This is a genomic window from Burkholderia cenocepacia, assembly GCF_900446215.1.
Classification (GTDB): domain Bacteria; phylum Pseudomonadota; class Gammaproteobacteria; order Burkholderiales; family Burkholderiaceae; genus Burkholderia; species Burkholderia cenocepacia.
Genome location: NZ_UAQZ01000018.1, coordinates 45,664 through 70,310 on the forward strand (window position 1 = coordinate 45,664; position 24,647 = coordinate 70,310).

The window sequence follows — 24,647 nt, forward strand, 5'->3', positions numbered from 1 at the left end:
CTTGTTCGCCGGCCGGTTAAACTCGGCGGGTCGCGCCCCGCGCGCCCCGCCCCACTCCTGTTTCAAAGCATGCACACGGTTGTCTTCGGCTGGTTCGGCATCTCCGCCGTCTGGTTCCTCCTTCTCTTCTGGCGTCTCGTGCAGGCGATGCTGCCCGGCGGCGGCGGGCTCGCCGGTCGCGGCTCGATTCGCCTGTGGCTCGGCTTCGCCGCGGTATTCGTCGCAAGCTGCACGCTGACGAGCCCGCTGTCGGGCCCCGACACGAACGCGCTCGGTCATGCGTTCTCGGCCGGCTTCGCCCACGTGCTCGGCCCGGTCGGCACGCCGGTCGCGATGGTCGTGCTGTTCTTCGCCGGCCTGCCGTGGCTGACCGGCATCGGCTGGCGGCAGTTCGCCGCATGGGTCGACACGTCGTTCGGCGTCAAGCTGTCGCGCGACGGCGGCGACGACGACGCGCGCGGAATCGCCGACCTGCCGCGCAGCGCGCTGCATCGCGACGACGACGTCGTGCAACCGACCACCGCGCACACCGTCAACTCGATGGCGCCGCGCCAGAACGGCCGGTATTCGCGCCCGACATTGTGGAAACCCGATCCGCAGGCACGACCGAAGCCGCGCAGCAAGACGCCCCCGCGCCCCCTTGCGGAACCCGTCGCGCCGTCGGGCTGGCTGAAGCCGACCGCCTCCCCGCGCACGCCGGTGCCGCCCGCCCCCATCCCGGCCAGCGCGATGCCGCCGCCGACCACCGGCAGCACCGCCAGCCTCGCGCGCGCCGCCGCGAACGCGCAAGTGCCGCGCCCCGCGCCCGCCCCGCTTCCGGTCGGATTCGAACCCGTCCGGCCGCGTCCGACCGCCGCGCGGCCGGCCACCGCTGCGCTGACGCAGACCGCGCCGCGCGCGACCGTCGCGCCGCGACCGGCCGGCACGCAAGCGCAACGTCCGCCGGTGCGCCCGGTCGCGGGCACGGCGGCCACCGGCCAGTCGCCGGACGCGGCACGTCGCCGCCCGGCGCCGCCCGCCCCGGCGCGCGCGCCGCTCTATGCGTGGAACGAGAAACCGGCCGCGCCGATTACGCCGGCGCCGAGCGTTCACGACACGCTGCGTTCGATCGAGGCCAGCACCGCGCAATGGGCGTCGCTGGGCGGCGCACAGTCGGCCGATGCAACGCACGCGGCGGCCGCGGCCGCCGCCGTGGCCGGCGTCGCCGCGGCAGCAGACAGCGTGGCCGCGCCGGTAACGGCGGCATCGGCGGTCGCGTCGAACGCGTTCGCCTCCGCGGCACATGACATTGCAGCCCAGGACACCAACGTTCCGGCAGCACACAAAGAACACGATGCCGTGCCCGCGTACGACGATCGCGCGCCGATCGTGCTCGACGCCTTCATGCCGGCAGAATCGCGGATCACGCAGGCGCCGGCTGGCGAGTTGCGTGGCCCTGCGCTCGATGACGCTACATCGCACGCGCTGCCGAAAACCGGCACCGACGATCGCGTGGTTTCGCATCACGCCGACGACGAGATCCGTCATGTCGACGATGTGCCCGCCGCGCCGGCATTCGGGATCGCAGCCGCGCCGTCGTTCGACGCGCCCATCGATCTCGCGCCGTGGGACGACGTTGTCAGCGCGCCGGTTTCCGCCCTCGACGTGTCGACCGAAAACCCGAGCGCCGAATCGCTGGCGAACACCGCAGGATCGGAATCCGCTCATTCAGCCTCCACGCAAACAGGCGATGCAGCGGTTCGCGACCTCGGCACCAGCACGCCGGCCGGGTCCGTCGATATCGACGACAAGGACGACGCGCAACCGGCGGCTGCCATCGACCGCGCCGCACCGGTCCACGTGCCGCAAGGCGCTGCCGATGCGCACGCCGGTGTAAAACCCGCCGAAAGCATCGTTCCGTTCGCTGTGCTGCCCTCTTCGTCGATCGCGCAGACGTCTGCCCGCACGCTTTCCGGGACCGCGTCGACTACAGCAGCAACGTCCGCACCGGCCCGATCACAGCCTGCACCGGAAGCTGGCAAGGCAATGGAGGCGGACCCAGCGGCACCGCTGTCGGCCGGCGCTCAACGCGCGACGCCCGCCGCCACACAGTGGACAGCCCCGACGATGCCGTCCGCTGCGGCACCGGCGACCGTCGCTTCGGAAGTGCCGAAATCGCCCGCGGCTCAACCGTTCGCCGCAGCTTCGACGGCTTCGGCCATCGCCGCATCGCCACTGGCCGGCACGGCTCATGGCGCGACTGCACAAGCATCCACACCCGCATCGAGCGTCGCCCCCGCTACCGCCGCCATCTCACCCGTTGGCATAACCGGCACCGCGTCCGCTTCGCTGACGCAACCGGCCGCATCGGCACCGCCCGTTACTTCCGCCGCGCCGGCATCGCCGGCCGGTGTTACGGGCATGACTTACGGTTCGCTTTCCGGCGCTTCGACGCCCGCATCGACCGCTGCGCCCGTCGTGACGGCATCGACGACCGGTGCGTCGGGTTCGACGTTCGGTTCGATCGCGCCGACGCCGGACACATCGGCGCCCGCCATCGCGACGCCCGCGACTTTCACGTCCGCGCCGAACGCTGCACCGTCTTCCGCGCCGGCATCGACGCTTCCCGCCAGCACGGCGACCACGTCGACCGGTACAACGACCACGACCTTCGCTACATCCGGCTCATCCGGCGCAGTCACCCCGCAGCCGCCAATCAGCTTGCCGGTGTCGCCCACCACGTCCACCACGACGTCGGCGTCCTTCAGCGCGCTCGCTCCGGCCACCACGGCCGCCGCCACTCCGGCCCACCCGCCCGCGGGTGCGCCTTCAGCCGCAGCCGGATCGCCGATGTCGATCGCGCCCGTACCTGCCGCAACCACAACCGCAGCCGCAACCCAGACGTTCACGACACCGCCCGCCCCTGCCGCTTCGTCGGCAGGCTGGACCATGTCGCATGACGTGACCGCGACGCCGACCGCGGCGCCGCCGGCAGCAATCGTCCCCGGCACGAACCTCCCGGCCACGCCGGCAGCCGTCAGTTCGGCGCCGCCGACCGTGATCCCGCCAATCGGCGCACCCGCGGCCCATGCAACCGAGGCCACCGACGCAACCGAACCGCCCCCGGCCGACACCCCCGTCCGTCAGCCGCGCCCGAACGCGTTCGAATTCCACGCACCCGCGTCGTTCAGCGTCGAACTGCCGACGCTCGACCTGCTCGAACCGGCATCCGACGACATCGAAACGATCACCGAGGAACACCTCGCGCAAACCGCGCAGGTGATCGAGCAGCGGCTGCAGGAATTCAAGGTGCCGGTGACGGTGGTCGGTGCATCGGCCGGCCCCGTGATCACGCGCTTCGAGATCGAACCCGCGCTCGGCGTGCGCGGCAGCCAGATCGTCGGCCTGATGAAGGATCTGTCTCGCGGCCTCGGCCTCACGTCGATCCGCGTCGTCGAGACGATTCCCGGCAAGACCTGCATGGGCCTCGAACTGCCGAACGCGAAGCGTCAGATGATCCGCCTGTCGGAAATTCTTGCCGCACGCGAATATCAGCATTCGCCGTCGCAACTGACGATCGCGATGGGCAAGGACATCACCGGCCATCCGGTCGTCACCGACCTCGCGAAGGCGCCGCACATGCTCGTTGCCGGTACAACCGGTTCGGGCAAGTCGGTCGCGATCAACGCGATGATCCTGTCGCTGCTGTACAAGGCGACGCCGGAAGACGTGCGGCTCATCATGATCGACCCGAAGATGCTGGAGTTGTCGGTCTACGAAGGCATCCCGCACCTGCTCGCGCCGGTCGTCACCGACATGAAGCTCGCGGCCAACGCGCTGAACTGGTGCGTCGGCGAAATGGAGAAGCGCTACCGGCTGATGTCGGCCGTCGGCGTGCGCAACCTCGCGGGCTTCAACCAGAAGATCCGCGACGCGGAAGCGAAGGAAAAGAAGATCGGCAACCCGTTCTCGCTGACGCCCGACGATCCGGAGCCGCTGTCGAAGCTGCCGCTGATCGTCGTCGTGATCGACGAGCTGGCCGACCTGATGATGGTGGCCGGCAAGAAGATCGAGGAGCTGATCGCCCGCCTCGCGCAGAAGGCGCGCGCGGCCGGCATCCACCTGATCCTCGCGACCCAGCGGCCGTCCGTCGACGTGATCACGGGCCTCATCAAGGCGAACATCCCGACGCGCGTCGCGTTCCAGGTATCGTCGAAGATCGACTCGCGCACGATCCTCGACCAGATGGGTGCGGAGTCGCTGCTCGGGATGGGCGACATGCTGTTCCTGCCGCCCGGCACCGGCTATCCGCAGCGCGTGCACGGCGCGTTCGTCGCCGACGAGGAAGTGCACCGGATCGTCGAGTACCTGAAGCAGTTCGGCGAGCCGCAGTACGAGGAAGGCATCCTCGACGGCCCGGCCGCCGACGGCGCGACGCAGGACCTGTTCGGCGACGCGCCGGACGCGGAAGCCGATCCGCTGTACGACGAAGCGGTCGCATTCGTCGTGCGCACGCGGCGCGCGTCGATCTCGTCGGTGCAACGGCAGTTGCGCATCGGCTACAACCGCGCGGCGCGCCTCGTCGAGCAGATGGAAGCGGCCGGCCTCGTGTCGGCGATGGGCATCAACGGCAGCCGCGAGGTACTCGTGCCGGCCACGGCCGACTGAAGCCGGCAGGCCGGCGGCCGCGAATCATCGATCCGGGCGTGCCACACAACCGATCGCCCCGCAAAAAAAGGCGCTGCCTCGGCAGCGCCTTTTGCATTTACTGCACCGGCACCAGCTTGAAGTCGACCGGCTTGCCGACCGCGACCTTCTGCGGATTCGCGCCGAGTTGCCCGGTTTCGACATCGCGGCTGAACACGTAGAACGTGTCGCTGTCCTGGTTGCCGACGATCAGCCACTTGCCGGTCGGATCGATCAGGAATTCGCGCGGCGTCTTGCCGAGGCTCGACTGGCGACCAACGTGTTTCAACCGGCCGTCGGCCTTGTTCACCGCGTAGATCACGAGGTCGTTCGCGTCGCCGCGGTTGCTCGCGTACAGGAAGCGGCCGTCCGGCGACAGGTGGATCGCGCCGCCGCCGACCTTGCCCTTGAAGCCCGGCGCCGTCATCGGCAGCGTCTCGATCGGCGTCAGCTTGCCGTCGTGGTAGCCGAATACCTCGACCGATGCGTTCAGCTCGCTCGTCACGTACGCGAACCGGCCGTCGGCGCTGAACACCATGTGGCGCGGGCCCGAGCCGGCCTTCACCGGCGTGTAGCGCGCCTCGGTCGGGCTGATCAGCCCGCGGCTGCCGTCCACCGTGTAGCGGTAGCCGTAGATCTTGTCCGCGCCGAGATCCTGCACGAACAGGTAGCGGCCGTCCGGCGAAAACACCGTCGAATGCACGTGCGCGCCGTCCTGGCGGCCCTTCACGGGCCCGGTGCCTTCGTGGTGAACCGTCAGCACGGCCTGGCCGACCGCGCCGTCGTCGCGCAGCGGGAACACCGCGAAGCTGCCGCCCGGATCGGCCGCGACCGAGTAGTTGGCCGTCACGAGGTACTTGCCGTCCGGCGACAGCGCGAGATAGCAAGGATCGTTCCCTTCGGACGATACGCGGTCGATGAAGCTCAGCGCGCCCGTCTTCGCGTCGAAGCGGAATGCGCTCACGCCGCCGCGCTGCGTCGCCGGGCCGTTGTCGCCGGGCAGTTCGTTGACCGCGTAGACGGTGCGACCGTCGCGGCTCGGCAACAGATACGACGGATTTTCGGTCTTCGCCGACGATACCGGCGCGACGCCGCCGGTCTTGGTATCGAAGCGGTAAACGTAGATCCCGTCGCTGCCGCCGCCCGTATAGGTGCCGACGAGCAGGTTGTAGACGCCGTCGGCCGGGGCGGACGATTGCTGTGCAAACGCGTGGGTCGCGGACAGGGAAAGCACGATCGCGAAACCTTTCATCCAGTGAGCGAGCCTAAGCGGGAACCCTCGTGTCGAAGCGCGTGCGTCATGCTCGCGTAAACGGTTGGGCATTGAATCCTCCTTGCATCGAGTCGCTTCAAGTGTTGAGATAGGACGAAACGCCGGCCGTTCATGCGCTCCGCCGCCCGGCCGAGTATACGGGGCGCGGCGCCCGGGCGTGAAGTCCGGGCCGCCGACGTCCGCATTGTGAACTCGAATACCCAAGGATCGCCTGCCCATGCCCGCCCTGATCGAAGACTACGCCCTCGTCGGCGATGGCCATACGGCCGCGCTGATCGCAAAAGACGGCTCCGTCGACTGGCTGTGCTGGCCCCGCTTCGATTCGGGCGCCTGCTTCGCGGCGCTGCTCGGCACGCCCGAGCACGGCCGCTGGCTGCTTGCTCCGGCCGCCGACGCCGCGATCACGCACACGACCCGCCGCTATCGCGGCGACACGCTGATTCTCGAAACCGATTACGAAAGCGCGGACGGCGCCGTCACCGTGATCGACTTCATGCCGCCCGGCAACGGCTGGTCCGAGCTGGTGCGGATCGTCGTCGGCCGCCACGGCACGATGAAGATGCGCATGGAGCTCGTGTTGCGCTTCGACTACGGTTTCTCGATTCCGTGGGTCACGCAACTGACCCGCGAGGACGGCATGAAGGCCATCGCCGGGCCCGACACCGTCGTACTGCGCACGCCGGTGCCGCTCACCGGCAAGAACCTCCATACGCTCGCGGAATTCACGGTCGGCGCCGACGAGCGCGTGCCGTTCTCGCTCGGCTACGCGGCGTCGCACATGCGGCTGCCGCCCGCGCGCGATCCGCTGTCGATGCTCGCGCGCACCGAGAACTACTGGCTCGAATGGGCGGGCCGCTGCCAGGTGCAGGGCCGCTACGCGGCCGCCGTGCGCCGCTCGCTGATCACGCTGAAGGCGCTCGCGTACGAGCCGACCGGCGGCATCGTCGCCGCGCCGACCACGTCGCTGCCCGAGAAGATCGGCGGCAACCGCAACTGGGATTACCGCTACTGCTGGCTGCGCGACGCGACGATCACGCTGCTCGCGCTGATGCGCGGCGGCTACTACGACGAGGCGCGGGCCTGGCGCACGTGGCTCGGCCGCGTGATGGCCGGCTCGCCGGAGCAGATCCAGATCATGTACGGGATCGCCGGCGAGCGCCGGCTGCCGGAGATGGAGCTCGACTGGCTGCCCGGCTACCAGGACTCGCTGCCGGTACGCGTCGGCAACGGCGCCGCGAACCAGCTCCAGCTCGACGTGTTCGGCGAGGTGATGGCCGCGCTGCACCTCGCGCGCGTGGGCGGCCTGCAGGCCGACGACACGGTCTGGTCCGTGCAGTGCGCGCTGCTCGACCATCTGGAAAAGATCTGGCAGGAGCCGGACGAAGGGATCTGGGAAACGCGCGGCGGCCGGCGCCATTTCACGTTCTCGAAGGTGATGGCGTGGGTCGCGTTCGACCGCGCGATCAAGTCGGCGGAAATGTTCCGGCTGCCCGGCTCGCTCGACCGCTGGCGCGCGCTGCGCGAGCGGATCCATGCGGACGTCTGCGCCAATGCGTGGCACGAAGGCAAGCAGGCGTTCGCGCAAAGCTACGGCAGCGACGAACTCGACGCGAGCGTGCTGCTGCTGCCGCAGCTCGGCTTCCTGCCGCCGGAAGACCCGCGCATCGTCGGCACGGTCGACGCGATCGAACGGGAATTGCTGCACGACGGGCTCGTGATGCGCTACCGCACGACCGAATACGACGACGGCCTGCCGCCGGGCGAAGGCACGTTTCTCGCATGCAGCTTCTGGCTGGTCGACAGCTACGCGCTGCTCGGCCGGATCGACGACGCGCATCGGCTCTTCAGCCGCCTGCTCGCGCTGTCGAACGACCTCGGGCTGCTCGCCGAGGAATACGACCCGGTCGCCGGGCGGCTCGTCGGCAACTTCCCGCAGGCGTTCTCGCACGTGGCGCTCGTGCACACCGCGATGAACCTGATGCACCACGAAGACGCGATGGCGCGCGCGGCCGGCCAGCCCGCGCCGGCCGTGGCCACCGGCCGCTGAACGCTGCCGCCGCGGCCTTGGTCAGAGATCGTCAAATCGCAACACTTTGATGAAAACCCGGGGAAATGTTGCATTGCACCACCGATCGTTGTCCGATATGATCGACGCGATTGTCCGGCTGCAATGCAACATGGCCGGTCGCTGACCCACACGGCACGCCGCGACGCCTCACGCCGCCCTTGCGCACCGTCCCCCACGCGGGAGTAGCCTGCATGCTTTACCAACTGCACGAATTCCAGCGGGCCATGCTGAGCCCCCTCACGGCCTGGGCCCAGGCCGCCTCGAAGTCGTTCGCGAATCCGTCCAGTCCGTTCTCGCTGATGCCCGGCGCCCCGCGGATGGCAGCCGCCTATGAGCTGATGTATCGGCTCGGCAAGGATTACGAAAAGCCGGAATTCAACATTCATCAGATCGTCAAGGACGGCCACAACATTCCGATCGTCGAGCAGACGATCATCGAGAAGCCGTTCTGCCGGCTGCTGCGCTTCAAGCGCTATTCGGACGACGCCGACGCCGTCACGCAACTGAAGGACGAGCCGGTCGTGCTGGTCTGCGCGCCGCTGTCGGGCCACCATTCGACGCTGCTGCGCGACACCGTGCGCACGCTGCTGCAGGATCACAAGGTCTACATCACCGACTGGATCGACGCGCGCATGGTGCCCGTCGAGGTCGGCCCGTTCCACCTGCACGACTACATCGCGTACATCCAGGAATTCATCCGCCACATCGGCGCGCGCAACCTGCACGTGATCTCGGTATGCCAGCCGACGGTGCCGGTGCTCGCGGCGATTTCGCTGATGGCGAGCCGCGGCGAGGACACCCCGCTCACGATGACGATGATGGGCGGCCCGATCGATGCGCGCCGCAGCCCGACTTCCGTGAATTCGCTCGCGACGCAGCACTCGACCGCGTGGTTCGAGAACAACGTGATCCACACGGTGCCCGCGAACTATCCGGGCGAAGGCCGCCAGGTGTATCCGGGCTTCCTGCAGCACACGGGCTTCGTCGCGATGAACCCGGAGCGGCACGCGCAATCGCACTGGGATTTCTACCAGAGCCTGCTGCGCGGCGACGAGGACGATGCCGAAGCGCACCGCCGCTTCTACGACGAGTACAACGCGGTGCTCGACATGGCCGCCGAGTATTACCTCGAAACCATTCGCGTCGTGTTCCAGGAATTCCGGCTGGCGGAAGGCACGTGGGACGTCGAAGGCGAGCGCGTGCGGCCGCAGGACATCAAGCACACCGCGCTGATGACGATCGAAGGCGAACTCGACGACATCTCGGGCAGCGGCCAGACCCACGTCGCGCACGAGCTGTGCACGGGCATTCCGCAAGACGATCGCCGCAGCCTGACCGCCGAGAAGTGCGGTCACTACGGGATCTTCTCGGGCCGCCGCTGGCGCACGATCATCTATCCGCAACTGCGCGACTTCATCCGCGAGCATGCGCCGGAGCCGAAGAACGGCGCGACGAAGTTGCCCGCCGATGCGCAGGATGCGACCGCGATCGGCGTCGTGCCGGCCGCCAAACCGGAGCCGGAGACGACGGCGCGCGCCACCGCCGCGAAGCGTACGCGCGCGAAGGCGCCGGCCGTGACGGTCGCGCCCGCGAGGACACCCGCCGCAAAGGCCGCGCCCGCCGCGAAACGCGCGGCAAGCAGCCCGCGCGCAAAACCCGTGCGTGCCCGCAAGGCCGCCTGACACGCCGCCCTCCGACGCAAAAACGCCGCCGTTGCTTTGAACTGAACCCCAAAAGTTGGACGCCAACTTTTGGGTTTTTTTCATGGCGAGATATACCGAGCAGTTCAAGCTATCGGTAGTGAAGCGGTGCATCGGGGGGGAAGCCATACGCGCGGTGGCGCGAACGCATGGCTTGAGTCACTCGACGGTTTCCCAGTGGTACGCCACATACCAGGCTCATGGTAAGGACGGCGTGCGTAGGAAGTACAACTCATACGATGTGGCGTTCAGGCTCAAAGTTGTTCAGCACATGCGCGAGCATGGCGTGTCGAGCAAGGAAGCGGCGGCGCGGTTCAATATTCGCAATCCGAGCGCGGTGCTCGAATGGGCTCGCCGCTATGATGATGGTGGTTTGACTGCCCTCGCGCCGAGGCCCAAAGGCCGCCGCCCAACCGCAATGCCAAAAACACCGCCTGCTCAGCCTCTGAACCCTACCGATGGCACGGATACCCGTACCCGCGAGGACCTGCTTCAGGAACTGAACTACCTGCGCATGGAGAACGCGTATCTAAAAAAGCTGAGGGCCTTGGTTCAGGCGCAGGCTGTACCGCGCAAAAAGCGCAAATAGTGCTTGAGCTAAGGCAACAATTCCCGCTGGCTGGCTTGCTCCGGGTGGCCGGACTGGCTCGCAGCACGTTTTATTACCAGTGCAAGGCGCTGGCCGCTCCCGATCGACATGCGAGTGTGAAAGCGAAAATTCGAGCACTGTTCGAGCAGCACAAGGGGCGCTATGGCTATCGACGCATCACGCTGGCGCTGCGCCGTCTGGGGCAGATGATTAACCACAAGACGGTTGCACGCCTGATGCGCAAGATGCAGTTGAAGTCCTGCGTGCGGGTCAAGAAGTACCGTGCGTATAGGGGCAACACGTGCAAGACGGCCCCGCATCTGCTCCAGCGCCAGTTCCATGCCGCCCGTCCGAACGAGAAGTGGGTTACCGACATCACCGAGTTCAGCGTAGGTGGCCAAAAGCTGTATCTGTCACCAGTGCTGGATCTGTACAACGGGGAGATCATCGCGTACCAGACGCATACTCGGCCAGCCTTCCAGATGGTTACTGACATGTTGCGCAAGGCTTTGCGTCGCCTGCAACCCGACGAAAGACCCATGTTGCACTCTGATCAAGGCTGGCATTATCAAATGCCCGGCTGGCGGCTCATGCTCGAGCAACGCTCGTTGGCGCAAAGCATGTCGCGTAAAGGCAATTGCTTGGACAACGCTGCCATGGAAAGCTTCTTCGGCACGCTGAAATCCGAGTTCTTCTACTTGAACCACTTCAGCAGCATTGAACAGCTACGCATCGGCTTGAAGCGCTACATCCGGTACTACAATCACGAGCGCATCAAGCTCAAACTGAAAGGGCTGAGTCCTGTGCAATACAGGACTCAGCCTCATCCGGCCTAGCCGGTAACCGTCCAACTTCGTGGGTTCAGTTCACTTGCGCACGGCGGCGTTTTTTCATGCGGCGACGACGAGCGGGCGGCTCGCCGGCTCGTCCGTTCGTTGCGTCAGCGCCGCAGCAGATACGCGAGCAGCACCTCGGTGTTCATCCGGACCATCTCCGCGCGTTCGTCGGTGTCGGTGAAGTCGCGGCCGAGCGTCGCGGCGAGCGTGAAGCGGTTCGAGACGATGTAGTAGCCGAGCCCCGACAGCGTCACGTAGAAGCGCAGCGGATCGACGTCGTTGCGAAACAGCCCGGCCTTCTGGCCGCGCATCAGCACGTTGCCGAGCTTCGCGACGATCGGCGACATCATCTCGCGGATCCGCGTCGACTTGTGCAGATAGCGGGCTTCGTGCAGGTTCTCGTTGTTGATGAGCCGGAGCAGTTCCGGATGGTCGCGGTAGTAGTCCCAAACGAAATGCGCGAGCCGCGTGACGGCTTCGACCGGCGCGACGCCATCGAGATCGAGCACGCGCTCGGCCTCGGTCAGCGCGGAAAACGCGTGTTCGAGCACCGCCGTGAAGAGCTGCTCCTTGCTGCCGAAGTAGTAATAGAGCATGCGCTCGTTGGTTTCGGCCCGGCGCGCGATCTGATCGACGCGCGCGCCGAACAGCCCTCCATTCGCGAACTCTTCGGCTGCCGCCATCAGGATGCGGCGGCGCGTACCTTCAGGATCTCTTTTGATTTTTGGCTGATTCATGGTGGCGTTTTGCTATGTGAGCCGCTTGATCCGGACCGGCACCCCCACCGCCTCGGCGCCGGCCGCCCTGGAACGGGCGCGCCGCGGACGGCCGCCCTCCTGCTGAGCCCCTGCAAAAAAGCGGTTCGATTATGCGCATAGACGGCGTCCAGCGCAATGCGGGAAATCGGCGATAATCGAGCTTTGGCAAACCTTTCCGGCCGCGCCCGACGCGGCCGAGAGCCATTCGGCGCCGTTGCGCCCGCTGTTATCGTGACCGACTCCAAAACACTCGCGGATCGCATCGAAGATCTGCTGCCCCAGACGCAATGCACGAAGTGCGGCTATAACGGCTGTCGCCCGTACGCCGAGGCGATCGCCGCCGGCGACGCGAACTACAACCAGTGCCCGCCCGGCGGCGCCGAAGGCATCGCGCGCCTCGCGAACCTGCTCGGCAAGCCGGTGATTCCGCTGAACCCGGTCAACGGCACCGAGCATCCGCGCGCGATCGCGTTCATCGACGAAAACCTGTGCATCGGCTGCACGCTGTGCATGCAGGCATGCCCGGTCGACGCGATCGTCGGCGCGCCGAAGCAGATGCACACGATCGTCGCGTCGCTGTGCACGGGCTGCGACCTGTGCGTGCCGCCGTGCCCGGTCGACTGCATCGCAATGCTGCCGGTGACCGGCGATCGCACGGGCTGGGAGGCGTGGTCGCAGGAACAGGCCGACGCCGCACGCGAACGTCACGACCTGCGGCTCGCACGCCAGCGCCGCGAGCGCGAGGCCGCCGAAGCGCGCGCCGCCGCACGCCGCGCGGCCAGCGCCACGAAGCCGGCCGCGGAGCCCACCGCCGCACAGCCCGGCGCGCCAGCCGCCGCACCGGCCGCCGACGACGCCGAAGCGAAGAAACGCGCGATCATCGCCGCCGCGCTCGAACGCGCGCGCAAGAAGAAGGAAGAACTGTCCGGGCAAGGCGCCGGGCCGAAGAACACCGAAGGCGTGAGCGCGGCCGTCCAGGCGCAGATCGACGCGGCCGAGGCCCGCCGCAAGCGGCTCGCCGAACAGCAGGCGCAGCGCGACGCCGAAGCGGCATCGGGCAGCAACGACCACGACAACGACAACGACGCAGGCAACGACGATCCGGACGGCCCGTCCGCGCCGCCCGACCAGAACGCTCCATGAACGCCAGCAAACGACGCGCGATCTACGAAACGCTGCAGAGCCTCAATCCGCATCCGACCACCGAGCTCGAATATTCGACGCCGTTCGAGCTGCTGATCGCCGTGATGCTGTCCGCGCAGGCGACCGACGTGTCGGTCAACAAGGCAATGCGGAAAATGTTTCCGGTCGCGAACACCCCGCGACAAATCGTCGCGCTTGGCGAGGAAGGCGTCACCGAGTACATCAAGACGATCGGCCTCTATCGCACCAAGGCGAAGAACGTGGTCGCGACGTGCCGAATCCTGCTCGAGCGTTACGACGGCGAGGTGCCGGCCGATCGCGCAGCGCTCGAAGGCCTGCCGGGCGTCGGCCGCAAGACGGCGAACGTCGTGCTGAACACCGCGTTCGGCCAGCCGACGATCGCGGTCGACACGCATATCTTCCGCGTCGCGAATCGCACCGGGCTCGCGCCGGGCAAGGACGTGCGGGCCGTCGAGGCCGCGCTCGAGAAGTTCACGCCGAAGGAATTCCTGCAGGACGCGCATCACTGGCTGATCCTGCACGGGCGCTACGTGTGCAAGGCACGACGGCCCGAATGCTGGCACTGCGCGATCGAGCCGCTGTGCGAATTCCGGCCGAAGACGCCGCCGCCCAACGAATAAGCGTCCGGTACGACGGGCCCGCGCCGCGGGCCGTCGCAGTCCCCGCCCCCTTTCCCGACTACGCGTTGGACGTCGCCGTCGCGTCGTCGGCCGCCGCGCCGCCCGCGCGCACGAGCGCCAGCACGGCCGCCAGAATCGCGACGCCGCCCGCCCATTGCAGCGGCGACAATGCCTCCCCGAACAGCAGCGCCGCGAGCGCGACCGTCACGACCGGCTCGAGCGTCGACAGCATCGACGTGCGCGCGGCCCCGAGCCGCGCGAGCCCGGCGAAGAACGCGAGCATCGCCGCGACCGTCGATATCAGCGCGATCGCGAGCATCGACGCCCAGCCGCCGGCCGTCGCCGGCCAGCGCGGCGGCGCGCCGAACGCCGCCGTTCGCACGACGGCGATCGCGACGAGCGTCGCGCTGGCCGACAGGCAGATGATCGCGGTGGTCGCGAGCGGATCGACGCCGCGCGTCGCCTTCGTGCCGCCGACGATGTACAGCGAGTAGATCACCGCGGCGGCCAGCGCGAGCGCGATCCCGAGCGGCTCGCCGTGCCCGCCGCCGACCATCAGCGCCGAACCCGCGACGCACAGCACCAGCGCGACGGCCTTCGCGCGCGTCAGGCGCTCGCCGAGCCACCACGCGGCCAGCAGCGTGACGAACGCCGGATAGAGGTACAGCAGCAGCGCGACGAGGCTCGCCTGCGCGTGCTGCAGCGCGCTGAAATAGCAGAACGACTGCCCGACGTAGCCGAGCGCGCCCATCGTCACCAGCGGCGCGAGCGAGCGCCCGCGCGGCCACGCGACGCGGCGCTGCCGTGCGATCGCGGCGAGCACCGCGCCGCCGATCGCGAAGCGCACGATCAGCAGCCCGAGCACGTCGACGCCGGCCGCATACGCATAGCGGCCGAAAATCGCCATCGCGCCGAACGCGGCGGCGGACAACGCGACGTAGAGCGCGCCCTGCAGGGCCGCGGACGATGGGCGGACGGTGGCGGTCATGACGAAACGGGCGGCAACGCGCCGTGACGGGAATCGTCGGAGTGTAGCGGCGCGGCGACGGCGAGCCTACCCGCGCTTACCCGTTCCGCGGCGGGCGGGCGCAACACCGCCTCGACCGCTGCCGGGGCCGCCGCCAGCGCCGTGCGCCGCTCCGGCGTACAATGCCCGACGCGGCATGAGCCGCCCGAATCACGACGTTTCCCCACCATGTTCAATCCAAGCCGCGACGACGTGCGTCGCTTTTTCACCGAGACCTGGCGCAAGCAGCGCGCGGGCGAGATCCTGACGCCGCTGGAAGCGATTGCCGCCGACTGGATCGTCGAGCATCCCGAATACCACGACGAACTGGCCGACGCCGACGGCGCGGCGGCGCGCAACTACACGCCCGAGGAAGGCCGGACCAATCCGTTCCTGCACCTGTCGATGCACCTCGCGATCAGCGAACAGTTGTCGATCGACCAGCCGCCCGGCATCCGCGCCGCGCACGACAAGCTGGCCGCGAAGCTCGACTCGACCCACGACGCGCAGCACGCGATCATGGAATGCCTCGGCGAGACGATCTGGGAAGCGCAGCGCACCAACACGCCGCCCGATACCGACGCGTACCTGCAGCGCATCCTGCGCCGCGCGTCGCGCGACTGACGCCCCGAGGCCGGCACATCGGCCCGCACCGGACCGCGGACAAAAAAATACCCCGCCGAGGCGGGGCATTCTTGCTGCGTGAGCCCGCGAGGCCCGTCGCGCTTACTTCTTGAACACGAGGTCGGTTTCCTTCAGCGACTCGATGTAGGACGCAATGTCCTTCATGTCGCTGACCGACAGGTTCTGTACCTGCGCCTGCATGATCGCGTTGTTGCGACCGAGCAGCGGGTTCGTCAGCCCCATCTGGTACTGGCGCATCGCCCACACGAGGTAGTCGGCGTGCTGGCCGGCGAGGCGCGGGTACTCCGCGTTGATCGGCTTGTTCAGCTGCGCGCCGTGGCAGGCCGCGCAATTGTGCGACTCGACCAGTTCCTTGCCCTTCGAGATGTCCGCGGCGTGCGCGGTACCGATCGCGAGGCCGGCCGCCAGTGCAACCGCCGCCGTCTTGAATGCGTTGTTCATGAATGCTCCTGTCCCGCCGGAGAGATCGGCGGCGCGCGCTTTACTTGTAGGGATTGTCCTTCGTGTCGGCCTTCTGCGCGGCGTAGTACGCCGACAGATCCGCGATGTCCTGGTCGGTCAGCGAACCGGCGATCGCATTCATCGACGGGAAGTGACGATCCTTCTTGCGGTAGGCCTTCAGCGCGTTCTCGAGGTATTGCTGGTTCTGGCCGCCGAGGACAGGCACCCGGTAGACCTCCGGGTACGCCGCGCGGTAGTCCTGGATGCCGTGGCAACCGATGCACATGGCGGCCTTGCTCGCCCCGTCCTTCGGGTTGCCGACCACACCGGCCGCCTGCGCGCTGCCCGCGAGCGCCACGAGCGCTGCGACAACGACGTGTTTGCCGACGAATTTGTTCATAGCTCTTGTAACCTAGCTTGAGGGGAAACTGGCGCCAAAGCGGCAACGGCCCGCGCCGTTTTGCTTATCGGATCGCCACGCAGGCCAAAAAAAACGGCCAGATTGTACCGCGTCGGCGGGGAACGCGTCCATACGGCGCCCCGGTTCGCCCCGCCGCAGCCCCGCAACGATACGCGGGCGCGGCCCAACCGGACAGCCCTTCTGACTTATACTGGGTTTTTTTCCCGATGAAGAAGAGCGCCGCCATGCGTTTCGAAGGGTCCTCGCAGTACGTCGCCACCGACGATCTGAAGCTCGCGGTCAACGCCGCACTGACGCTGCAACGCCCGCTGCTGATCAAGGGCGAGCCCGGCACCGGCAAGACCATGCTCGCCGAGGAAGTGGCCGCCGCGCTCGACATGCCGCTGTTGCAGTGGCACATCAAGTCGACCACCAAGGCGCAGCAGGGCCTGTACGAATACGACGCCGTGTCGCGGCTGCGCGATTCGCAGCTCGGCGACGCGCGCGTGAAGGACATCGCGAACTACATCGTCAAGGGCGTGCTGTGGCAGGCGTTCGACGCCGAGCGCCCGAGCGTGCTGCTGATCGACGAGATCGACAAGGCCGACATCGAATTCCCGAACGACCTGCTGCGCGAGCTCGACCGGATGGAGTTCCACGTGTACGAGACGCGCGAGACGGTCCGCGCGAAGCACCGTCCGCTCGTCATCATCACGTCGAACAACGAGAAGGAGCTGCCCGACGCGTTCCTGCGCCGCTGCTTCTTCCACTACATCCAGTTTCCGGACCCGTCGACGATGCAGAAGATCGTCGCGGTGCACTTCCCCGACATCCGCGAGGAGCTGCTGCGCGCGGCGCTCGAGAGTTTCTTCGAATTGCGCGGCGTGTCGGGCCTGAAGAAGAAGCCGTCGACGTCCGAACTGCTCGACTGGCTGAAGCTGCTGCTCGCCGAGAACATCCCGGCCGACGCGCTGCGCGGCGCGGACGCGAAGCAGATCGTGCCGCCTCTCGCGGGCGCGCTGCTGAAGAACGAGCAGGATCTGAGCCTGCTCGAACGGCTCGTCTACATGAACCGGCACAACCGGTAACTCCCCCACCCCGAAGGCCCGGCCATGCTGCTCAATTTCTTCTACGCGCTGCGCGCAGCCAAGCTGCCCGTCTCGGTGAAGGAATACCTGACGCTGCTCGAATCGCTGAAGGCCGGGCTGATCTCGCCGTCGATCGACGCGTTCTACTTCCTCGCGCGGATGACGCTCGTCAAGGACGAACAGTACTTCGACAAGTTCGATCAGGCGTTCGGCGCATATTTCCACGGTGTGTCCACGCTGCCGTCCGAGGCGTTCGACATTCCGCTCGACTGGCTCGAGAAGCGCCTCGAGCGCGAGCTGTCGCCGGAGGAGAAGGCGCAGATCGACGCGATGGGCGGGCTCGACAAGCTGATGGAGCGCCTGAAGGCGCTGCTCGACGAGCAGAAGGAACGCCACGAAGGCGGCAACAAGTGGATCGGCACGGGCGGCACGTCGCCGTTCGGGCACGGCGGCTACAACCCCGAAGGCGTGCGCATCGGCGGCCCGTCGAACGGCAACCGCACCGCGGTGAAGGTGTGGGAGGCGCGCGCGTACCGCGACTACGACGATTCGGTCGAGATCGGCACGCGCAACATCAAGGTCGCGCTGCGGCGGCTGCGCCGCTTCGCGCGCGAAGGCGCCGCCGAGGAGCTCGACCTGCCCGGCACGATCCGCAGCACGGCCGCGAACGCAGGCTGGCTCGACCTGCGGATGGTGCCCGAGCGCCACAACACCGTGAAGGTGCTGATGCTGCTCGACGTCGGCGGCTCGATGGACGACCACATCAAGCGCACCGAAGAGCTGTTCTCGGCCGCGAAGGCCGAATTCAAGCACCTCGAATTCTTCTACTTCCACAACTGCGTGTACGACCACCTGTGGAAGAACAACCGCCGCCGCCACGCGGAACGCACCGCGACGTGGGACGTGCTGCACAAGTTCACGCCCGACTACAAGCTGATCTTCGTCGGCGACGCGACGATGAGCCCGTACGAAGTGCTGCAGCCCGGCGGCTCGGTCGAATACAACAATCCGGAAGCCGGCGCCGTGTGGCTGCGCCGGCTCGCCGACCAGTTCCCCCATCATGCCTGGCTGAACCCCGAGCCCGAGCGGCTATGGGAGTACCGGCAATCGATCGCGATCATTCGCGACGTGCTCGGCCAGCGCATGTATCCGCTCACGCTCGCGGGCCTCGAAACCGCGATGCGCGCACTCAGCAAGTAACGACACCCACCCGCAGATACACGGGCCGCGTCCGAGCGGCCGCCCCCGGAGATTGCATGAACCCTTCGCCCACCGCGAGCGCCGGCCGCGCCGGCGGCCGCCGCTTTTTCGCCGATACGTCCGTGTCCGCGCTCGTCGCCGGCTTCGTCGCGATGATGACCGGCTACACGAGTTCGCTCGTGCTGATGTTCCAGGCCGGCCGCGCCGCCCACCTCACCGATGCGCAGATCTCGTCGTGGATCTGGGCGCTGTCGATCGGCATGGCGCTGACGACCATCGGCCTGTCGCTGCGCTATCGCGCGCCCGTCGTGGTCGCATGGTCGACGCCCGGCGCCGCGCTGCTGATCGCGTCGCTGCCCGGCGTGCCCTACCCCGAGGCAATCGGCGCGTTCGTCGTGTGCGCGCTGCTGCTGACGGCCGTCGGCGTGAGCGGGCTGTTCGACACGCTGATGAAGCGCATTCCGGCCGGCATCGCGGCGGCGCTGCTCGCGGGCATCCTGTTCGAGATCGGCATCGAGATCTTCCGCGCCGCGCAGTTCCAGACCGCGCTGGTGCTCGCGATGTTCTTCACCTACCTGATCGTCAAGCGCCTCGCGCCGCGCTATGCGATTCCGACGACGCTGATCGTCGGCACGGCCGTGGCCGGCGGCCTCGGCCTGCTCGATTTCAGCCGCTTCCACATCACGCTCGCGCAACCCGTGTTCACGATGCCCGCGTTCTCGATCGCGTCGATCGTCAGCATCGGCATTCCGCTGTTCGTGGTCGCGATGGCGTCGCAGAACGTGCCGGGCATCGCGGTGCTGCGCGCGGACGGCTATCCGACGCCGTCGTCGCCGCTGATCGCGACGACCGGCCTCGCGTCGCTGCTGCTCGCGCCGTTCGGCTCGCACGGCGTGAACCTCGCGGCGATCACGGCCGCGATCTGCACCGGCCCCGAAGCGCACGAGGATCACGCGAAGCGCTACACGGCCGCCGTGTGGTGCGGCACGTTCTACCTGATCGCCGGCATCTTCGGCGCGACGATCGCCGCGCTATTCGCGGCGCTGCCGAAGGCGCTCGTCGTGTCGGTCGCGGCGCTCGCGCTGTTCGGCTCGATCATGAGCGGGCTCGCGAACGCGATGCAGGACGTGAAGCAGCGCGAAGCGGCGCTCGTCACGTTCATGGTGACCGCGTCGGGCCTCACGCTGCTGTCGATCGGCCCGGCGTTCTGGGGGCTCGTCGCGGGCATCGTCACGCAGGTGATCCTGAACGCGCGGCGCCCCGCGTGACGCGGCTCGCCGGCCGCCGCGGCGCGCGCCCGGCACGCCAAAACGTGCTCGACACGAATCGGGCCTAAAATGATGGATCGGAGGCGGCGCCCGACGCCGCTTCGCTTCGCCGCCGCGCTCGCGCGGCCCGTGAGAACCCGGCGCCCCGCGCGCTTCTTCCGAATCGCCATGACTACCGCACTCGACCAGCTGAAGCAGTACACGACCGTCGTCGCCGACACGGGCGACTTCCAGCAGCTTGCGCAATACAAGCCGCAGGACGCGACCACGAATCCGTCGCTGATCCTGAAGGCCGTCCAGAAGGACGCGTACAAGCCGATCCTCGAGAAAACCGTCCGCGATCATCGCAACGAAAGCACCGATTTCATCATCGACCGCCTGCTGATCGCATTCGGCACCGAAATCCTGAAGCTGATCCCGGGCCGCGTATCGACCGAGGTCGACGCGCGCCTGTCGTTCGACACGCAGCGCTCGATCGACAAGGGTCGCGAGCTCATCAAGCTGTACGAAGCAGCCGGCGTCGGCCGCGAACGCATCCTGATCAAGCTTGCGTCGACGTGGGAAGGCATCCGCGCGGCCGAGGTGCTGCAGAAGGAAGGGATCAAGTGCAACATGACCCTGCTTTTCTCGCTCGTGCAGGCCGCCGCGTGCGCGGAAGCCGGCGCGCAGCTGATCTCGCCGTTCGTCGGCCGCATCTACGACTGGTACAAGAAGCAGGCCGGCGCCGACTGGAATGAAGCGCGGGACGGCGGCGCGAACGATCCGGGCGTGCAATCGGTGCGCCGCATCTACACGTACTACAAGACCTTCGGCTACAAGACCGAAGTGATGGGCGCGAGCTTCCGCACGACCAGCCAGATCATCGAGCTCGCCGGCTGCGACCTGCTGACGATCAGTCCCGATTTGCTGCAGAAGCTGCAGGAGAGCAACGACACGGTCGCGCGCAAGCTGTCGCCCGACACGCTGCAGGACAAGCCGGCCGAGCGCGTCGCGATCGACGAGGCGTCGTTCCGCTTCCAGCTGAACGACGAAGCGATGGCCACCGAAAAGCTCGCCGAAGGCATCCGCGTGTTCGCCGCCGACGCGGTGAAGCTCGAGAAGCTGATCGACGCGCTGCGCTGAGCCATGCCGCGCGTCAGCGGCTGTCAGCAAGACTGACAACAGCCGTCAGCACTTGCTGCACACGGTCGCGAACGTGATGTTCGCGGCCGTTTTTATTTTTCATTCCATCGTCAAGCGCGCGCACTACAATCCACGTCACGGGTGCGACGGCCGCCTCCCGATGCACCCTTTCCCCCCAGTCAGTCTTGCACGACGCCGTGCCAGCGCCGCCGCGCCGGCACGGCTCATCCCAGGAGACAACGATGCAAGTTCAACCGTACCTGACGTTCTACGGTCGCGCCGACGAAGCCCTTCAGTTCTACGAAAAGGCACTCGGCGCGAAGACGATGTTCAAGATGCACTTCAAGGACGCCCCGCCGAATCCCGATTACCCGATGTCGCCGGAGATGGCCGACAAGGTCATGCACGCGAGCTTCACGATCGGCGACTCGATGATCATGTGCTCGGACGGCGATTGCAGCCAGCCGGCGGGCGCCGCGCACGCCGGCTATTCGCTGTCGCTGAACCCGGCGACGGTCGACGAAGGCCAGAAGCTGTTCAATGCGCTCGCCGACGGCGGCGAAGTGACGATGCCGTTCGGCAAGACGTTCTGGGCGCTCGGCTTCGGGATGGCGAAGGATCGTTTCGGCGTGCACTGGATGGTCAACGTCGAGGACCTGTCGCAGCGCGAGGATCTCGCGAAACGCGCGCAGGGCTGACGCAAAACGAACGCCCGCCACCTTGCGGTGGCGGGCGTTTTCGTTGCCGGGCAGCCACGTAATGCGTCGTGCGCGGCGAGCGGCCGTGCACCGGCCGTATCAGCCCTCGACGACGTCGAGATAATCCTCCGGCCGCGTGCGATCCTCCGCATGCGCCATGCCCATCACCCGCACCAGCACACTCACCGCCACCGATACCACCAGGTTCACGACCAGCGACCACACGGCCGCATAACCGGGGATCGCGAGACCGAACAGGTGGATCGTGAAGATCGAGCTGGCCAGCTTCAGCGAAATCGCCATCCACGTACCGCACACGATGCCGGCCGCCCAGCCGGCCAGCAAGCCGCGATGGTCGAGCACGCGCGTGTACAGGCCGAGCACGATCGCCGGCAGCGTCTGGATGATCCAGATCCCGCCGAGCAGTTGCAGCTGGATCGCGTAGGTCAGCGGCAGCCCGAGGATGAACGCGACCGCGCCGACCTTCACGATCAGCGACACGAGCTTCGCGACGTGCGTTTCCTGGTCGTGCGACATGTTGCGGTTCACGAATTCGCGGTGGATGTTGCGCGTGTACAGGTTCGCGGCCGCGATCGACATGATCGCCGCCGGCACCAGCGCGCCGATGCCGATCGCCGCGAACGCGACGCCGACGAACCACGACGGGAAATACTCGAGGAACAGCGCGGGCACCGCGAAGTTCGGGCCGAACGCCTTGAAGTACGGCGCGTACTGCGGCATGTCCTTCACGCCGGAGGCGAGCGCCATGTAGCCGAGCAGCGCGAGCAGGCCGAGCACGAACGAGTACGCGGGCAGCATCGCCATGTTGCGGCGGATCGAGTTGCCCGACGACGACGACAGGATCGCCGTGACCGAGTGCGGATACAGGAACAGCGCGAGCGCCGAGCCGATCGCGAGCGTCGCGTACGCGCTGTAGCCGTTCAGGCTCGTCGCGTCCGGCGCCTTCAGCAGCAGCTTCGCGGGCGGCACCGCGGAGAAGATGTGCCCGAAGCCGCCGAGCTTCGCTGGGATCACGATGACCGCGGCCGCGATCGTGACGTAGATCAGCACGTCCTTCACGATCGCGATCATCGCGGGCGCACGCAGCCCCGACGTGTACGTGTACGCGGCGAGGATCGCGAACGCGATGATCAGCGGCAGATCGCCGACGAAGCCGGTCGTGTCGAAGCCGAGCGCGCCGATCACCACCTCGATGCCGACCAGTTGCAGCGCGATGTACGGCATCGTCGCGACGATGCCCGTCACCGCGATCGCAAGCGCCAACATCCGGCTGCCGTAGCGTGCGTTGACGAAATCGGCGGCCGTCACGTAGCCGTGCCGCTTCGCGATGCTCCACAGTTTCGGGAACACGACGAACGCGAACGGATAGATCAGGATCGTGTACGGCAGCGCGAAGAAGCCCATCGCGCCGGCGCCGAATACGAGCGCGGGCACCGCGACGAACGTGTAGGCCGTATAGAGGTCGCCGCCGAGCAGGAACCACGTGACGATCGTGCCGAAGCGGCGTCCGCCGAGGCCCCATTCGTCGAGATGAGCGAGATCGCCGCGCCGCCAGTTCGCGGCCAGGAAACCGATGATCGTGACGCCGATGAACAGCAGGACGAAGACGAAGGTCGCGCCGAGATTCATTGCGCACCTCCTTGCGTGCCGCTCGCCTTCCACGCGTTCTTGGTCTTGAAATACACGAACGCGGTGATCACCGCGCTGATGAAGACCCAAAGCAACTGGTACCAGTAGAAAAACGGAAAACCGAGCCATTGCGGTTCGATCTTGCTGTACGACGGCACCCAGACCATCGCGATCAGCGGCAGTACCAGCAGCCAGAGCCAGCGCTTGGCGGCCCGGTTGGCGTCGGCATCGTGAGCCATGACGTCTCCTCTTGTTTCCCGGTTATCGATCTTGTTGAGCGGGTACGGCACCGAGAGGAGCGGCAAAACGGGTAGGCTGCGGCTCCCCTGGCTTCGCGCCAGTATAGGAGCCGCGAGCACGCGGTCAAGCAGGGGCGAACCCGAGGTGATCCGCCCCTTGTCGCGGGTTGCACCGGCCTGCCGCCGGTGCATCCGGCGTCAGATCGCGAACGCGGTGTCGCGTGCGCCGGTCGTTGCTTTCAAAGCTTTCACCCACTTGCGCGCGGGCAGCTTCAGCGTGTCCTCGATCAGCTTCGCCCGGGCGTCGAGCTGCGCGAACGGCACGTCGAGCGCGGGGCCCGAAAACGCGATCGCGATGCGGTTGCCGTCGTGCACTTCGGGCAGCGCGATCACGCGGTGATCGAACGCCGCGTTCAGGTGCTTCATGTTGCGCACGAAGCTCGGATGATCGCCGAACAGGTTGATCGTCGCGATGCCGGCATCGGCCAGGCAGCCGCGCACCGCGCGGTAGAACGCGACGCTGTCGAGCACGGGGCCGCGCGCGGTCGCATCGTACAGGTCGATCTGGATCGCGCCGGTCGTGCCGCGGTTGGCCGGATCGTTGACGAAGTCCCAGGCGTCGGCTTCGTGCACGACGAGGCGCGCGTCGTCGGGCGGCAGCGCGAACATCGTGCGCGCGGCAACGATCACGGCCGGGTTCAGCTCGACGGCCTCGACCTTCGCGTGCGGCAGGAAACGGTGCGCGAACTTGGTCAGCGCGCCGGTGCCGAGCCCGAGCTGGACGATCCGCTCGGGCGTTTCGAGGAACAGCAGCCACGCCATCATCTGCTGCGCGTATTCAAGCTCGATGTGCAGCGGCTTCGAGATCCGCATCGCGCCCTGCACCCACTCGGTGCCGAAGTGCAGGAAGCGCACGCCGCCTTCTTCGGAGAACGTAACGGGCGCGAAGCGCGGCTTGCGCGGCGCTTCGAGCACCGGCACGTCGTCGTGCTCGTCGATGTCCGGGCGGCGCTTCACGCGCGGCGGCTGGAGTTTTTCGGAGCCGTTGTAGGCGGACGCCTTGCGTTGCTTGAACGCGCGCGCCTCGGCGGACGCGCGCTTGATCAGTCGGGTCATGATGATTGAATCTCGCTGGGTGACGCTGGATGAGCGGACGAGAGGATAGCATTGGTGGGAGACGGAGGCCGCGACGAACGCGCGGCCCTGCGTGACGCCGA

Annotated in this window: 20 protein-coding genes; 12 read left to right on the top strand and 8 right to left on the bottom strand. The window is 67.4% G+C overall.

The genetic code is table 11. The annotated features are described in order from the left end of the window. The first annotated feature begins 69 nt into the window (after positions 1-69). The gene (locus DTA15_RS36720) at positions 70-4,647 is read left to right on the top strand and encodes a DNA translocase FtsK (RefSeq protein WP_012492748.1); all 4,578 of its coding nucleotides are present in this window, start codon (positions 70-72) and stop codon (positions 4,645-4,647) included. A 97-nt stretch (positions 4,648-4,744) separates the two neighbouring features. Here the strand turns inward: DTA15_RS36720 and DTA15_RS36725 are convergent, their stop codons facing one another. Next, the gene (locus tag DTA15_RS36725; RefSeq protein ID WP_085964353.1) at positions 4,745-5,989 is read right to left on the bottom strand and encodes a lactonase family protein; all 1,245 of its coding nucleotides are present in this window, start codon (positions 5,987-5,989) and stop codon (positions 4,745-4,747) included. A 166-nt stretch (positions 5,990-6,155) separates the two neighbouring features. Here DTA15_RS36725 and DTA15_RS36735 point away from each other — a divergent pair, with 166 nt between their 5' ends. The 3 genes from DTA15_RS36735 (at position 6,156) to DTA15_RS36745 (ending at position 11,131) form a co-directional block, all read left to right on the top strand. Then, positions 6,156-7,985 carry a glycoside hydrolase family 15 protein gene (locus DTA15_RS36735; protein WP_006486779.1) on the top strand — a complete coding sequence of 610 codons (1,830 nt, stop codon included), beginning with the start codon at positions 6,156-6,158 and terminating at the stop codon, positions 7,983-7,985. 212 nt (positions 7,986-8,197) lie between these two features. Continuing rightward, positions 8,198-9,688, top strand: a complete 1,491-nt coding sequence (locus DTA15_RS36740) for a polyhydroxyalkanoate depolymerase (RefSeq protein ID WP_006493406.1) — start codon at positions 8,198-8,200, stop codon at positions 9,686-9,688. 82 nt (positions 9,689-9,770) lie between these two features. Further along, a protein-coding gene (locus tag DTA15_RS36745; RefSeq protein ID WP_085964362.1) for an IS3-like element ISBcen9 family transposase occupies positions 9,771-11,131 on the top strand; the annotation gives its coding sequence in 2 pieces (ribosomal slippage) (positions 9,771-10,236 and positions 10,236-11,131; 1,362 coding nt in all). 104 nt (positions 11,132-11,235) lie between these two features. Here DTA15_RS36745 and DTA15_RS36750 read toward each other — a convergent pair. Then, positions 11,236-11,868 carry a TetR/AcrR family transcriptional regulator gene (locus DTA15_RS36750; protein ID WP_006485466.1) on the bottom strand — a complete coding sequence of 211 codons (633 nt, stop codon included), beginning with the start codon at positions 11,866-11,868 and terminating at the stop codon, positions 11,236-11,238. Positions 11,869-12,120: 252 nt separating this feature from the next. Between DTA15_RS36750 and rsxB the strand changes: the two genes are divergently transcribed. Beyond that, complete coding sequence (rsxB, locus tag DTA15_RS36755) at positions 12,121-13,032, top strand: electron transport complex subunit RsxB (RefSeq protein WP_012492749.1); 912 nt, start codon at positions 12,121-12,123, stop codon at positions 13,030-13,032. Next, positions 13,029-13,673, top strand: a complete 645-nt coding sequence (nth, locus tag DTA15_RS36760; protein WP_006490653.1) for an endonuclease III — start codon at positions 13,029-13,031, stop codon at positions 13,671-13,673. Before rsxB ends, nth begins: the two co-directional genes overlap by 4 nt. Before the next feature lie 58 nt (positions 13,674-13,731). Here nth and DTA15_RS36765 read toward each other — a convergent pair whose 3' ends face one another. Then, complete coding sequence (locus tag DTA15_RS36765) at positions 13,732-14,661, bottom strand: DMT family transporter (protein ID WP_006490661.1); 930 nt, start codon at positions 14,659-14,661, stop codon at positions 13,732-13,734. 207 nt (positions 14,662-14,868) lie between these two features. Between DTA15_RS36765 and DTA15_RS36770 the strand changes: the two genes are divergently transcribed. Next, the gene (locus DTA15_RS36770) at positions 14,869-15,303 is read left to right on the top strand and encodes a DUF1841 family protein (RefSeq protein WP_006490655.1); all 435 of its coding nucleotides are present in this window, start codon (positions 14,869-14,871) and stop codon (positions 15,301-15,303) included. Positions 15,304-15,405: 102 nt separating this feature from the next. Here the strand turns inward: DTA15_RS36770 and DTA15_RS36775 are convergent, their stop codons facing one another. Together DTA15_RS36775 and DTA15_RS36780 are read right to left on the bottom strand one after the other, a co-directional pair. Then, a complete protein-coding gene (locus tag DTA15_RS36775; RefSeq protein ID WP_006490657.1) occupies positions 15,406-15,765 on the bottom strand; it encodes a c-type cytochrome in 360 nt (119 codons plus the stop codon). A 40-nt stretch (positions 15,766-15,805) separates the two neighbouring features. Continuing rightward, positions 15,806-16,165 carry a c-type cytochrome gene (locus tag DTA15_RS36780; protein WP_006478192.1) on the bottom strand — a complete coding sequence of 120 codons (360 nt, stop codon included), beginning with the start codon at positions 16,163-16,165 and terminating at the stop codon, positions 15,806-15,808. Positions 16,166-16,410: 245 nt separating this feature from the next. On the opposite strand from DTA15_RS36780, the gene DTA15_RS36785 reads away from it, so the two are divergent. The 5 genes from DTA15_RS36785 to DTA15_RS36805 all read left to right on the top strand — a co-directional run bounded on the left by DTA15_RS36785 (position 16,411) and on the right by DTA15_RS36805 (position 21,541). Continuing rightward, a complete protein-coding gene (locus DTA15_RS36785; RefSeq protein WP_021033334.1) occupies positions 16,411-17,253 on the top strand; it encodes an AAA family ATPase in 843 nt (280 codons plus the stop codon). A 24-nt stretch (positions 17,254-17,277) separates the two neighbouring features. After that, positions 17,278-18,453, top strand: a complete 1,176-nt coding sequence (locus DTA15_RS36790; RefSeq protein WP_006490659.1) for a vWA domain-containing protein — start codon at positions 17,278-17,280, stop codon at positions 18,451-18,453. Positions 18,454-18,509: 56 nt separating this feature from the next. After that, positions 18,510-19,721, top strand: a complete 1,212-nt coding sequence (locus DTA15_RS36795) for a benzoate/H(+) symporter BenE family transporter (RefSeq protein ID WP_006490665.1) — start codon at positions 18,510-18,512, stop codon at positions 19,719-19,721. Positions 19,722-19,889: 168 nt separating this feature from the next. Then, on the top strand, positions 19,890-20,843 hold the full coding sequence (tal, locus tag DTA15_RS36800) for a transaldolase (protein WP_012492750.1): 954 nt from the start codon (positions 19,890-19,892) through the stop codon (positions 20,841-20,843). Between the two features lie 242 nt (positions 20,844-21,085). Continuing rightward, positions 21,086-21,541: a VOC family protein gene (locus tag DTA15_RS36805; RefSeq protein ID WP_006490663.1), complete on the top strand. Its 456-nt coding sequence runs from the start codon at positions 21,086-21,088 to the stop codon at positions 21,539-21,541. A gap of 99 nt (positions 21,542-21,640) precedes the next feature. Here the strand turns inward: DTA15_RS36805 and mctP are convergent, their stop codons facing one another. The 3 genes from mctP to DTA15_RS36820 all read right to left on the bottom strand — a co-directional run bounded on the left by mctP (position 21,641) and on the right by DTA15_RS36820 (position 24,546). After that, the gene (gene mctP, locus DTA15_RS36810) at positions 21,641-23,191 is read right to left on the bottom strand and encodes a monocarboxylate uptake permease MctP (RefSeq protein ID WP_006490666.1); all 1,551 of its coding nucleotides are present in this window, start codon (positions 23,189-23,191) and stop codon (positions 21,641-21,643) included. Further along, a complete protein-coding gene (locus DTA15_RS36815; protein WP_006490660.1) occupies positions 23,188-23,430 on the bottom strand; it encodes a DUF3311 domain-containing protein in 243 nt (80 codons plus the stop codon). Before DTA15_RS36815 ends, mctP begins: the two co-directional genes overlap by 4 nt. Before the next feature lie 198 nt (positions 23,431-23,628). Next, a complete protein-coding gene (locus DTA15_RS36820; RefSeq protein WP_006490669.1) occupies positions 23,629-24,546 on the bottom strand; it encodes a class I SAM-dependent methyltransferase in 918 nt (305 codons plus the stop codon). Positions 24,547-24,647 lie beyond the last annotated feature (101 nt).